Here is a 12,839-nt window from a genome sequence, read left to right on the forward strand (position 1 = left end):
GGGTCAGCGACATCCGGAGAGTATCCCGTCAAAAAACAGCGCAATAGAGCGGCAGAGCGCCCGAACACGAGTTTCGGAGTTTGCCTACAAGGTCTGTGGGCGTCATCTGATATTGCGAGACCAGACGTAAACGAAACTAAACGTTGCTGGCGATTTTGTGGGTATTTGTTCGGTAGATGAATGGGTGTGGAGTTGACGATTCGATAATGCCAATTAAGCAGGTGTCCACGTTTTATGGAGTGTGGACATTTGGTGATTTTAGCTTCCTGAAGAGTCAAGAAATTTACGAGCCTTGCCACAAAACCGCTGAATCCAGCGCAATTCCCCTGTGGGAGCGAGCCTGCTCGCGAAGGCGTAGTGTCAGTCGACGAATCTGTAAACTGACCCACCGCTTTCGCGAGCAGGCTCGCTCCCACAGGGGAATTTGGTGGCTGCTGGGATGTAAAAAGCCCCCGCAACCGTGAAGTTGCGGGGGCTTTTTGTGGATGCGCTTCAGATCACTCTTCAGCCACCGAGTCCTTGCTCTGGCGCTTCTGAATCAGCTCCACCAAACGCTTGGCCAGCGCCGGGTAGTTCTCGTCGAAGTGGTGCCCGCCGGGCAGTTTCACCGCTTCACCCACAGCAGTCTTGTCGGTGCAGCCGCTTTCATCGGTCTCTTCTTTACCATAGATGCACACAACCTTGGCCGCTGGCAGCTTGGCCATTTCCGGGCCGGTGGCGGCTTCTTTACCGGCGTTACCCAACCAGCCTTCGACTTCGATTTCGAAGCTGCCGGTGCGGGCGAAGGCGAGCAGGATGATCGCGTCGACGCGTTGCTGTTCGTTCTCTGGCAGGCGGTTGTAGATCGCCGGGAGTACGTCAGCGCCGAACGAATAACCGGTGAGGATGAAGCGCTTGGTGCCCCATTTCTGCCGGTAGTGCTGCATCAGTTCGGTGAGGTCCAGTGCACTCTGCTCCGGGCTCTTGTGTTGCCAGTAGTAGCGCAGGGTGTCGATGCCGACCACTGGGTAGCCGATCTTGGCCATTTCCCCGGCCACGTCGCGGTCGAGGTCGCGCCAGCCGCCGTCGCCGGAGAGGAACAGGGTCACGGTGTCGTTGGCCTGCCCGGCCGGCACTTCCACGACCGGGATCGCCAGACCGCCGTTGGCCTTGTCGCCGCCGACGAGGATTTTGCGCAGTTCGTTGTTCAGCACTTGCGGCAGGTTGATGTCGTAGTCACTGATGCTGGTTTCGGCGTTCGGCTGATCGCGCACGAAGCCTGCGCTGGCATCGTCCGGGTTGTCGTTCCACGCCACCAGCCAGTGGCCGTGGGCGGCGGATTTCGGCAGCAGGTGGGTGCAGCCGGGTTTTTCCAGGGCCAGATCGACAGAGATGGCCTGGGCCTTGTCGTCTTTCTGTTCGGCCAGCCAGCGCCACGCCAGCACAGCGCCTGGGCCGATGCCGCTGACCAGGGTGGCCGGGCCGTTCAGTTCGCGCAGGCCCGATTGCAGGGCGCGGCTTTGCAGCAGGCAGTCCTTGGGCAGGATCACCTGAACGATCTGCGCCGAAGCGCTGCGGCTGAGGGTGGTCAGTTGTTTCTCGGAGAGCTTCTGTTCGTCGGTGACGGCGACCAGCACCTGAGCCTTCGGCTTGCTGCCGGGGATGACCCGGGTCATGGCTGCGCCATCGGCGGGTTTGAGCTGTTCGACGGTCGGTTCCGGTGCCGGGCGTTTGAGGTACCAGTAACCGCCGCCGGCAATCACGGCCAGCACCAGCAGGCCGGCCAGGATGTACTTCAGGGAGCGTTGAATCATCAGCGTTTCACCAATCCAGTCAAGCCGCCCGCGATCAGGGCAGCAGTGTCGGCCAGTGCCACGAGCGGATCGAGTCCGGCGGGCACGGCCATATAACGGGGTTCCCAGTCAGGCTGGAACTTGTCTTTGAAGCGGCGCAAGCCTTGGAAGTTGTACAGCTGCTCACCACGGCGAAAAACCATCGAGCCCAGGCGCTGGGTCAGCGGTGCGCCGCGCCGGGGTTGCAGCCCCGACAACGGCACCATGCCCAGGCTGAAGCGCGCGTATCCGTGACTCTTATAGTGTTGAATCAGGCCGACCATCATGAATTCCATGGTCAGCTTCGGCGCTTCCGGGTGCGCGCGCATCAGGTCGAGACTGGCCAGATCGTGGCTGTAGGTCTCGAGCAGATTGGCGAACGCTACCGGGCGGCCTTCGAAGCGAATCACCGCAATGCGGAAATGCTTGAGGTAATCGTCGCTGAAGCGGCCGAGGGAGAAGCCTTTCTCGCGCACGTTCTTGCCGGTCAGCCAGGCATCGGAAATCACCTTCAGCTCATCCATCGGCGCCTGACCCGGCTCGTGGATTTCCAGCGACAGACCATCGCGGGTGCCACGGTTCCAGGTGTAGCGCAGGTCTTTCATCTCCTTGCCCTTGGCTTCCAGATCGAAGCGCAGCAGATCGACCCGGGCTTCTTCGCCGAGCTTGATCGCGGTCAGGCCGATGTCCATGTAATACGGCAGGTTCTCCGCGCGCACTTGATAGAACACCGGGCGGGTGTGATGGATGTCGCAGAGGTCGCGGAACTGCCAGATCATTTCCGCACGTTGCTGGCTCGGCCCGATCGGGTCGTACAGCGCCACCAGACTGCGGCCACGGCGGGCGTACATCAGGAACGCCTCGTCGTTGGGATGAAACAGCAACGCCTTGTCACCGGTCAGCGCGAGGCCGCCGTCGGGTTGCGACGAGGCCATGAGAATCTTTGCCGCGCGATCCAGTTCGTCTGGAGTTGGCAAATGAATCACAGGCCGCGCGGTGCGCAGCAGCCATGTCAGCGAAACCACCACCAGCAACACAGCAGCGCCAAGCAGCGAGCGCAGCCCGCGAGGCGCGTCGGCATCAAGGGTGAACTGCCACCAGAGCTGATGGCTGTAGGGCACGTCCTGATAGGCGAACAGCAGCAACCAGGCCGAAGCGCCCAGCACACACAGGCTGGCGACCAGATACAGCGGCGAAAACGGCAGTTCGGTCAAACGGCTCGGGCGATAAAAGGAGCGGCGGAACACGCCGAGCAGCGCGGCCGTCAACGTCATCAGCGTGGCTTCTTCCCAGTCGAAGCCTTTGAGCAGCGAAAGCAGGGCGCCGACCAGCAGCAGAATGGTGGTCAGCATCCACGCTGCCGACAGGCGCCGGCGCAGGCCTTGGGCAAGCAAGAGGCAGAGCACGCCGATCAGGCTGGCGCCGAAGTGCGAGGCGTCGACCAGACGATGCGGGATCAGAAAACCGATGTGCTCCAGGCGCGTGTCGATCTCCGGGGTGGCGCCGGAAAACAGCAACACCACACCAGACAGAAACACCAGCACCGCCAGAACCGGCGCAGCCAGACCGGACGCCGCGCGCATGGTCTGGGATTGAAACAGGCGCTGGCCTTCGTTGATCAGCAGCAGTACGCAAGCGACCAGCAGCGGCAGCACCACGTAGATCAGACGATACAGCAGCAGGGCAGCGGCCAGCGGTGCGGCGCCGAGCTTGTCGGCAAACGCGGCGAGCAGAATCGCCTCGAATACGCCGACGCCGCCCGGCACATGACTGAGTACACCGGCGGCCAGTGCCAGCAGATACACCAGCAGGAACGGTGCAAACGGCGGCGCTTCCGGCAGCAACAAATACAGAACGGTGGCGGCAGCCGCGACATCGAGGGCGGTGATCACCAGTTGCAGCAAGGTCAGGCGTCGACCCGGCAGGCGCAACGTGCGCCGCCCGGCACGGACCAGCAGATTGTCGGGGTAGGGTTGTTCCGGCAGACGACGGCGATAGATGCCGATCGCCAGCACTGCACCGAGGATCAATACGGCTGCGGCGACGGAGCCGAGCAAGACTTCGGACAATCCCAGGGCTTGCGAGGCGGCGGGCAGGTTGCTCAGCGTGGCCAGCGCTGCCAGTGGCGGCAATGCGCAGCCCAGCGAGAGGCTGGCAAATAGCGTCATGTGCGCAACTTCCGACGCACCGACGCCCAATCGCGCATATAAACGATAACGAACCGAGCCGCCGGAAAGCAGCGAAAGGCCGATCGCGTTGCCGATCGCAAACGCAGTGAAGCCGCCGAGCGCGAGGGTGCGCGGCGGCAGTTTCACACCAGCGTAGCGGCTGGCCGACCATTCATAGCCGAGCAGAATGATGAAGCCGACCACGGTCGCGCCGATGGCACCGAGCAGGGCCGGTTTCGGCACGTCGAGAATCGAGTCGTGCAGCGCATAGAGATCGAGCTCGGCGAGCAGATGGCGGCAGGCAATCAGGGCAATGGCAAACAGCAGCAACGTGACGGCCAGACCGATCGGCTGACGGTATTTGCTTAACCGTTCCAGCCAGCGCAATCGCTGGGGCTTGATCGGTTGTTCTGCTGTAACGGTGTCTTGTGGATCAGACGAGTTGGCGCGCATCAATCACCTCTTGGATTGTGCGCGACAGGATGGAGGTATCCAGCCAAGTTACCAATCCCTGTAGAAAAAAATAATCACAAAATACTACGCCTCTCGTCGGGCATCGGCGAGGGCAGTTCCTGGATTGCACAAACCCTGTCTGCGACTCAAGCATAGTCGCAAGTCAGTGGTTCTGATGATCCCCAGCGGTTCACTGCACAGTGACAGATCATTGCTGCGAAAGGACTTTTTCAACGGATACAAAAAAGGCCACTCTTTCGAGTAGCCTTTTTTGATGTTTGGTTGCGGGAGCCGGATTTGAACCGACGACCTTCGGGTTATGAGCCCGACGAGCTACCAGACTGCTCCATCCCGCGTCTGTGTGGCGGCATTCTACAGGCGAACGACGAGGTGTCAACCGCTAATCCCGGAATGGGCCAAATAACTGCAAAATCGCGGCAAACGGTCGCAGGTAATCCGTAAGTTTCGGAAATGTAACGGATTGCCGTTTCGCTAGCGACTGCGCGGCGCGCCAGTTTGCAAAACAGACGCGCACAAAAAAGGCCACTCTTTCGAGTAGCCTTTTCTGATGTTTGGTTGCGGGAGCCGGATTTGAACCGACGACCTTCGGGTTATGAGCCCGACGAGCTACCAGACTGCTCCATCCCGCGTCTGTGTGGCGGCATTCTACAGAGGTTCGCGAGTGTGTCAACCGTCAATCGGGATAAATCTGTTGAGGTTCAAGCGCTTAGCGTCTTTTTGCGGCGGTTGGCCGGCGCGCAGGGCAGGTGGCGCAAGGCTTTCAGCTCTATTGCCCGTTGATCTGTGATTGAAAAAATAAATTCATCGGAAATCTCCTACGGTCGGAAAAGAACATTCAACCACTGGTGCTATATACAGGTGCCAATGAGATACTGCGGCTCCGGCTTGCTACGTTGTCTTTTTCCGACATGACCCAGCGAAAAATCATCCACATCGACTGTGACTGTTTCTACGCCGCCATCGAGATGCGCGATGATCCGCGTCTGGCCGGCAAGCCTTTGGCGGTGGGTGGTTCGGCGGATCGGCGCGGGGTGATTGCCACCTGCAACTATGAAGCGCGCGCCTATGGTGTGCGCTCGGCCATGGCCTCCGGGCATGCATTGAAGCTGTGCCCGGACCTGACCATCGTCAAGCCGCGCATGGAGGCTTATCGCGAAGCGTCGAAGGAGATTCATACGATCTTTGCCGACTACACCGATCTCATCGAGCCGCTTTCGCTGGACGAGGCCTACCTCGATGTGTCGGACAGCGCGCATTTCGGCGGCAGCGCCACGCGCATCGCCCAGGACATTCGCCGCCGGGTCTCCAACCAGTTGCACATCACCGTCTCAGCTGGCGTTGCGCCGAACAAGTTTCTGGCGAAGATCGCCAGCGACTGGAAAAAACCCAACGGTTTGTTCGTGATCACCCCGGATCAGGTCGAGGATTTCGTCAGCAGTCTTCCGGTGAGCAAGCTGCACGGCGTCGGCAAGGTCACCGCCGACAAGCTCGGCAAGCTCGGCATCGTCGACTGCCAGCACCTGCGCGAGTGGGGCAGGCTGGCGCTGGTGCGCGAATTCGGCAGTTTCGGCGAGCGCTTGTGGAATCTCGCCCGTGGGATCGATGACCGTTTGGTGCACAACGACAGCCGGCGTCAGTCGATCAGTGTGGAAAACACCTACGACGTTGATCTGCCGGACTTGCGCAGTTGCCTCGACAAACTGCCCGAGCTGCTCGAGACCCTGAAAACCCGCATGGCGCGGATCGACAGCAGTTATCGACCGGGCAAGCCGTTCGTCAAAGTCAAATTTCATGATTTCACCCAGACCACCCTGGAACAGGCCGGGGCAGGGCGTGACTTGGGCAGCTATCAGTTGATGCTGACCCAGGCGTTCAACCGCGGTGGCAAACCGGTGCGGTTGTTGGGGGTGGGGGTGAGGCTGGAGGATTTGCGCGGCGGGTTTGAGCAGATGGAGTTGTTTGAGCGGTAAATTTGCGGCGCCTGGCAGGGCCTCTTCGCGAGCAGGCTCGCTCCCACAGTTCGAATGCATTCCTCTGGGGAGCGAGCCTGCTCGCGAAGCTTTTAAGCTTTAATTCGGTCCCGGATCAGCCACTAAGCGCCCGGCATCCTTGGCCAGAGACTTGAGAAACTCAGTCTGCAACTCAGGATCATTGCGGGTCAGTTCGATCAGGCTTTGTTCCAATTCGCTGGCTTCTTCTTCCAGGCCCAGCTCCGACAGGCGTTTGACCCGGTGTACCCACTGGCTCACCTCATCATCTTCCAGATCGTCATAAATCAGCCCGTGCGCCTCGATCAGCTTGCCGCGCAGGTGGCCACTGAGCATCAGGGTCGAGTCGGTATGCACATCGTCCTTGGCGTCCTCGACACTGATCTGCAAGCGGCCAACATGGTTGAGGTCATGTTCGGCGAACGGACTGTCGAGCAGATTCAAGCGCAGCACGCCGTTGCGATCAGTGGTCATGTCGAACGTCTGCTTGCCGGCCCTGACCTGCACCGGTCGTTCGCTCCACGGCAGGCTCGAATACTCCGTGCGCTTGTCGCGCTGGACTTCGTCGATGCCCGCGAGGTTCTGCTGCGCGCGACCGTTGGACTGCACGTTCATGAACGGGTTGAGCCCGGCGAAACCGTAGCTCAGCCAATCCTTGGTGACGCTATCCGGCAGGTTACCGAGGGCAAACACGTTGACCACGTTCGCACCGACACCACCGACCACGGCTACCGCGCCCAGCGGAATCTCGTAGACTTCGCGCCAGGGTTGGTAAGGCGTGTAGCGGTCGTAACGACGGGTGACCTCGAACTCGGTGACCTCGAAAGTCTTCTGCTCGTTGATCTTCACGCGTCGCTGCGGCAGCTCGAGCACCTTGGGCTCGCCGACATCGATCTGCAGGCTGTGATCGAGCAACTTTCGCTCGACCCGCTCTTCGTGCTCGCTGCGTTGCGACATGTGATTGGCGCAGCCGCTGACCAGCAGGGCGCCGCACAGGGCGGCGCCACCGAGGCCTAAGGTGTTTCGCTTGAACATGACGTCTCTATCTGGTTTCAGCGGCGGATACGGGCCTGAAGGAAGGACACAACATCGGCCACCGGCAAGGCTTGCGCCTCGCCTTCGGTGCGACTCTTGTATTCCAGGTTGCCTTCGGCAAGGCCGCGGTCGCTGACCACGATCCGGTGTGGAATGCCGATCAGCTCCATGTCTGCGAACTTGATGCCCGGGCTGGTTTTCTTGTCGCGATCGTCCAGCAGCACTTCAAAACCGGCAGCCGTGAGGTCGGCGTACAGCTTGTCGGTGGCTTCGCGCACCTGTTCGGTTTCATAGCGCAGCGGTACCAGCGCGATCTGGAATGGCGCCAGGGTGTCGCTCCAGATAATGCCGTTGGCGTCGTTGTTCTGCTCGATGGCAGCAGCCACCACGCGCGATACGCCGATGCCGTAGCAACCCATTTCCAGGGTCACCGGCTTGCCGTTCTCACCCAGCACTTCACATTTCATCGCCTTGCTGTACTTGTTGCCCAGCTGGAAAATGTGACCGACTTCGATGCCGCGCTTGATTTCCAGCGTGCCTTTGCCGTCCGGGCTTGGGTCGCCAGCGACGACGTTGCGCAGGTCGGCAACGGTCGGAACCGGCAGATCGCGGTCCCAGTTCACGCCAAAATAGTGCTTGTCGTCGATGTTCGCACCAATGCCGAAGTCGCTCATCATCGCGACCGAGCGGTCGATGATGATCGGCAGCGGCAGGTTCAGCGGGCCGAGCGAACCGGCGCCGGCGCCAATCGCGTCACGCAGTTCGGCATCAGAGGCCATGACCAGCGGGCTGGCCACGCCAGGCTGGTTGGCAGCCTTGATTTCGTTCAGTTCGTGGTCGCCACGAATCACCAGCGCGATCAGCTTGCCTTCTTCTTCGGCATGGACGATCAGGGTCTTGATGGTCTTTTCAATCGGCAGATTGAATTTTTCCACCAGCGCCGCGATGGTTTTGGTGTCCGGCGTGTCGACCAGACGCAGTTCTTCGGTTGGCGCAGGGCGCGAGGTTTCCCGTGGCACCGCTTCGGCTTTTTCGATGTTCGCCGCGTAGTCGGAACCGTTGCTGAAAACGATATCGTCTTCGCCGGATTCGGCCAGCACATGGAACTCGTGGGAACCGGCACCACCGATCGAACCGTTGTCGGCTTCAACCGGACGGAATTTCAGGCCCAGGCGCGTGAAGATGTTGCAGTAGGCTTCATGCATGCGGTCATAAGTGATCTGCAGCGACGCCTGATCTGCGTGGAACGAGTAAGCGTCCTTCATGATGAATTCGCGGCCGCGCATCAAACCGAAGCGTGGGCGGATTTCGTCACGGAATTTGGTCTGGATCTGGTACAGGTTGATTGGCAGCTGTTTGTAGCTGCTCAACTCGTTGCGCATCAGATCTGTGATCACTTCTTCGTGGGTCGGGCCCGCGCAGAAATCACGACCGTGGCGGTCTTTGATGCGCAGCAGCTCAGGGCCGTATTCTTCCCAGCGCCCCGATTCCTGCCACAGCTCGGCCGGTTGGGTGCTCGGCATCAACACTTCCAGAGAACCGGCAGCGTTCATCTCTTCGCGAACGATGGCTTCGACCTTGCGCATGACTCGCAGGCCCATCGGCAGCCAGGTATACAGGCCCGAGGCAAGCTTGCGGATCATGCCGGCGCGCAGCATCAGCTGGTGGCTGATCACGACCGCGTCGGAAGGCGTTTCTTTCTGTGTGGCGAGCAAAAATTGACTGGTGCGCATGGTTGGCCGTTGTCGGTTGCTATGACTGGAAATGACGGAGCAGTGTACCGGCGAGTTTTGCTGACGTACAGAAGTGTGGCCGGCACAGAGGTCGAGTGGCGGGATTCCTCCCACCACTGGCGAAGCGTCCTACGATTCTTCGGTGACGGGCGTCGGTGCAGGCTCGGGCGCCGGTGTTTGTCCTTCGCGGCGGCGCTCCTGAAACCAGTGCAGCGCGATCAGTAGCAGCGTCGGCACGCCGAGCAGGGCGGTGATGAGGAAGAAGCTGTGATAGCCGAACTTCTCGACCAGCACGCCGGAATAGCCGCCCATCAGGCGCGGCAGCAGCAACATGATCGAGCTGAGCAGGGCGTATTGCGTAGCGGAGAACTTGAGGTTGGTCAGGCTCGACAAGTAGGCGACGAACGCCGATGTCGCCAGGCCCGAGCTGAAGTTGTCGAGGGAAATGGTCACCACCAGCATCTGCAGGTTCGGCCCCATGTCGGCGAGCATGACGAACAGCAGGTTGGTTCCTGCCGAAGCCACACCACCGATAAACAGGATCGGCAGAATGCCGAAACGCACGATCAACAGGCCACCCATGCCGGCGCCGACGAGGGTCATGATCAGGCCGAAAATCTTGCTGACACTGGCGATCTGATCCTTGGTGAAGCCCTGGTCGATGTAGAACACGTTGGCCATCACGCCCATTACCGTGTCGGACATGCGATAGGTGGCGATCAGGCCCAGCAGCAACAGCGCCTGCCAGCGATAACGCAGGATGAAGTCATTCACCGGCGTCAGTACCGGCGCCAGTCCGCGCCGGCCCATGGCCGACAGACACATGCCGGTGAGCAATATGTAGAGGATGGCGCGCAGAAAGGCGCGGTCTTCGAGCAGCAAATCGAGCGGGCTCATGTCACCGAACAGCACGCCAGCGAAATCGGTGTTGTACAGCTGGGTGAACATCGCCGGCACGGAAACCAGCAAAACGATCAGCACGAATACCGACATCAGTTGATGCATGAACGTGTAGCGCCCGGCCTGCAACTGCGTGCGCAACGGCACCGGTGGTTCGCGCATGAACAGCGTGGTCAGCAGCGCGGGCACCATCAATGCGCCGAACAGCACATAAGTGCCGGTCCATGCCGCGTGCTTATAGTTGAAGCCAGTTGAGCCGAAACCTTCGGCGAAGAACAGCGCGCCGGCGGTGGCGAGCAGGGCGGCAACGCGGTAGCCGGACATATAGCTGGCGGCGAGCGCGGCCTGGCGGCTGTCATCGGCGATTTCCAAACGGTAAGCGTCGACTGCGATATCTTGCGTGGCCGAGGCGAAGGCGACGACGACGGCAATGGCGATCAGCCAGGACAAATGTTTCTGCGGATCACAGAAACCCATGCCGATCAGCCCGAGAATTACCAGCGCCTGGGAAAGCACCAGCCACGAACGGCGGCGGCCGAGCTTGCCCAGCAAAGGCAGGCGCCATTGGTCGAGCAGCGGTGACCAGACCCATTTGAACGCATACGCCAGGCCGATGAGGCTGGCATAGCCGATGGTTTCACGGGCCACGCCCGCTTCACGCAGCCACACGGAGAGCGTCGAGAACACCAGCATGTACGGCAGGCCGGCGGCAAAACCGAGCAACAACAGCACGAGCGTCGAAGGACTGGCATAGGCGGCGAGCGCGGCGCGCCAGGTTTTACGGGGCATGGGCTGAAGTCTGCCTCAAAATTGCGAAAACAAAGCGCGCACTCTAACCGCTGTGCTCTACCGGACGCCAGCCATGGCGCCGAATATCCACACGATTGTTCTGGACGGTAATGCCTTCCATGCGCAATCGCGCGCGTTGTTCATCACCGGAGGGGCTGCCGACCGGCAGGCTGATGCGCCCGCCGGCGCCGAGTACGCGGTGCCAGGGCAGCCTGGTGTCGCCAGGCAACTGGCTCAAAGTCCGCCCGACCCAGCGCGCGGCGCGGCCCAGCCCGGCAAGTTCGGCCAACTGGCCATAACTGACGACTTTGCCTTCAGGCACTTGCGCGAGCGTCGAGTAGAGTGCCGTGCGTCGGATTTGCGCATCATTTTCGACGCTGTCGAGCGGGTCTTTCACGTACGCGGCTCCTGAGCATTGGCGTGATGATGGCGACAAGGGTAATCGCTCGTGGCGCAATTGAGAAATGAACTCAATTGAAATAGTCCGGTCAGTCCTTGTCATGGGCAAAATCCTCCGGATAATGCCGACCCTTTTCGCCAACTCCGAGCCCCCGATCTGCTTATGTTCCCCAGAACCCTGTTGTGCCTTGCTGTTTTCAGCGCGTCCACGCCCCTGCTTGCCGACACCGTCTGGTTGAAAAACGGCGACAAGCTGAGTGGCACTATCACGGTATTCGACGGCGGCAAGCTGTTGATCCAGACCAAATACGCTGGCGCAGTGGCGATTGACTGGAAAGAGGTCAAGACCCTCGACAGCGATCAGCATCTGCTGGTCAAGCAGGACGCCTATGCCGGCGAAGTGTCGAAGTCGCTCACCGCGGCCGACGATGGCAAGGTCACCCTGGCTAACGGCGAGGAGCCGAAGACTGTCGAATTGGCGAGCATTCAGCAGATACTCAAGCCCAAGCCGATCGTCACCGACCTGGTGTGGAAGGGCAACGTCGATCTGGCGCTGGACTATCAGCGCGCCGAAAAGGACACCGACGATTACGACGTTGCCTTCAAGACTTCTGCTCGCCATGGCCGCTGGCGGCATACCGGCGAGGGCGAGTACAACCGCGAAGTCCAGGATGCGGAAACCACCACCAACAACTGGCGCGCCGAATACTCCCTCGACCGCTTCCTCACCGATCAGTGGTTCTGGCAGGGACGCATCAACTACAAGCGTGATCACATCGAAGAGCTGGCGCGTCAGCGCGTGGTCGGTACCGGTCCCGGCTACCAGTTCTGGGACGACGAACTCGGCGCGTTCTCGCTGGGCTCGTTGCTCAACCGCACCGACTATGAATACCGCGATGGCAGCAAGGACAACTTCTATTCCGTCGCGATGAAGTGGGACTACAACCGCTACCTGATCGGCAAGAAGGTCGAGTTCTTCACCAATGGCGAAGTCGGCAAGCCGCTGTCGGGCGTTGCCGATTACGCGCTGGATGCCGAGCTGGGCCTGCGCTACAAGGTCACCGACTGGGCGTCGCTCAACCTAAAGGCCGAGCGCGACATCATCAGCGGCACCAACGATGCGGATCTGAACAAGACCCGTTATACCGCAGGGTTTGGCGTGGCCTGGTAAAAGCACAAACAAAAAATCGCAGCCTTTCGGGCTGCGATTTTTTTTGCCTGAACAAAACAGGCGCCCACAAAAAAGCCCCGCTTTTAAGGGCGGGGCTCTTTTCTAAAGAAGCTACAAGTTAGATAACTTGTACTTCTTCAGCTTGCATGCCTTTCTGACCGCGGGTAGCGATGAAAGAAACCTGTTGGCCTTCTTTCAGGCTTTTGAAGCCGTCGGATTGGATAGCTTTGAAGTGAACGAACAGGTCGTCACCGGATTGTGGAGTGATGAAGCCGAAGCCTTTTTCATCGTTGAACCACTTAACGGTACCGGTTTGGCGATTAGACATGGTGTAACTCCTTGAACAAAGATAACTGCGACTCAGGAAGAAC

General features: G+C 60.2%; 9 protein-coding genes and 2 tRNA genes. 2 read left to right on the forward strand and 9 right to left on the reverse strand.

Annotated features, from left to right (window positions below):
* Positions 1-497: 497 nt before the first annotated feature.
* The 4 genes from PspCFBP13508_RS18390 to PspCFBP13508_RS18405 form a co-directional block, all read right to left on the reverse strand.
* On the reverse strand, positions 498-1,793 hold the full coding sequence (locus PspCFBP13508_RS18390) for an AcvB/VirJ family lysyl-phosphatidylglycerol hydrolase (RefSeq protein WP_137215341.1): 1,296 nt from the start codon (positions 1,791-1,793) through the stop codon (positions 498-500).
* The gene (gene mprF / locus PspCFBP13508_RS18395) at positions 1,793-4,432 is read right to left on the reverse strand and encodes a bifunctional lysylphosphatidylglycerol flippase/synthetase MprF (RefSeq protein WP_137215342.1); all 2,640 of its coding nucleotides are present in this window, start codon (positions 4,430-4,432) and stop codon (positions 1,793-1,795) included. Before mprF ends, PspCFBP13508_RS18390 begins: the two co-directional genes overlap by 1 nt.
* Before the next feature lie 279 nt (positions 4,433-4,711).
* Positions 4,712-4,788 (reverse strand) — tRNA-Met (locus tag PspCFBP13508_RS18400).
* Positions 4,789-5,005: 217 nt separating this feature from the next.
* Positions 5,006-5,082: transfer RNA gene (locus PspCFBP13508_RS18405), tRNA-Met, on the reverse strand.
* A gap of 279 nt (positions 5,083-5,361) precedes the next feature.
* On the opposite strand from PspCFBP13508_RS18405, the gene dinB reads away from it, so the two are divergent.
* Positions 5,362-6,423: a DNA polymerase IV gene (gene dinB, locus PspCFBP13508_RS18410; RefSeq protein ID WP_137215343.1), complete on the forward strand. Its 1,062-nt coding sequence runs from the start codon at positions 5,362-5,364 to the stop codon at positions 6,421-6,423.
* Positions 6,424-6,522: 99 nt separating this feature from the next.
* Here dinB and PspCFBP13508_RS18415 read toward each other — a convergent pair whose 3' ends face one another.
* The 4 genes from PspCFBP13508_RS18415 to PspCFBP13508_RS18430 form a co-directional block, all read right to left on the reverse strand.
* Complete coding sequence (locus tag PspCFBP13508_RS18415; protein WP_137215344.1) at positions 6,523-7,476, reverse strand: hypothetical protein; 954 nt, start codon at positions 7,474-7,476, stop codon at positions 6,523-6,525.
* Between the two features lie 17 nt (positions 7,477-7,493).
* Positions 7,494-9,209: a proline--tRNA ligase gene (locus tag PspCFBP13508_RS18420; RefSeq protein ID WP_137215345.1), complete on the reverse strand. Its 1,716-nt coding sequence runs from the start codon at positions 9,207-9,209 to the stop codon at positions 7,494-7,496.
* A gap of 129 nt (positions 9,210-9,338) precedes the next feature.
* Positions 9,339-10,898: an AmpG family muropeptide MFS transporter gene (locus PspCFBP13508_RS18425; RefSeq protein WP_137215346.1), complete on the reverse strand. Its 1,560-nt coding sequence runs from the start codon at positions 10,896-10,898 to the stop codon at positions 9,339-9,341.
* A gap of 43 nt (positions 10,899-10,941) precedes the next feature.
* Positions 10,942-11,295 (reverse strand): MGMT family protein, encoded by a 354-nt coding sequence (locus PspCFBP13508_RS18430; RefSeq protein WP_071174585.1) that lies wholly within the window; start codon positions 11,293-11,295, stop codon positions 10,942-10,944.
* Between the two features lie 165 nt (positions 11,296-11,460).
* Between PspCFBP13508_RS18430 and PspCFBP13508_RS18435 the strand changes: the two genes are divergently transcribed.
* On the forward strand, positions 11,461-12,468 hold the full coding sequence (locus PspCFBP13508_RS18435) for a DUF481 domain-containing protein (RefSeq protein WP_016771390.1): 1,008 nt from the start codon (positions 11,461-11,463) through the stop codon (positions 12,466-12,468).
* Positions 12,469-12,586: 118 nt separating this feature from the next.
* Here the strand turns inward: PspCFBP13508_RS18435 and PspCFBP13508_RS18440 are convergent, their stop codons facing one another.
* Positions 12,587-12,796: a cold-shock protein gene (locus PspCFBP13508_RS18440; RefSeq protein ID WP_002554837.1), complete on the reverse strand. Its 210-nt coding sequence runs from the start codon at positions 12,794-12,796 to the stop codon at positions 12,587-12,589.
* Positions 12,797-12,839: the final 43 nt, after the last annotated feature.

The organism is Pseudomonas sp. CFBP13508, from assembly GCF_005233515.1.
GTDB lineage: Bacteria > Pseudomonadota > Gammaproteobacteria > Pseudomonadales > Pseudomonadaceae > Aquipseudomonas > Aquipseudomonas mercuritolerans.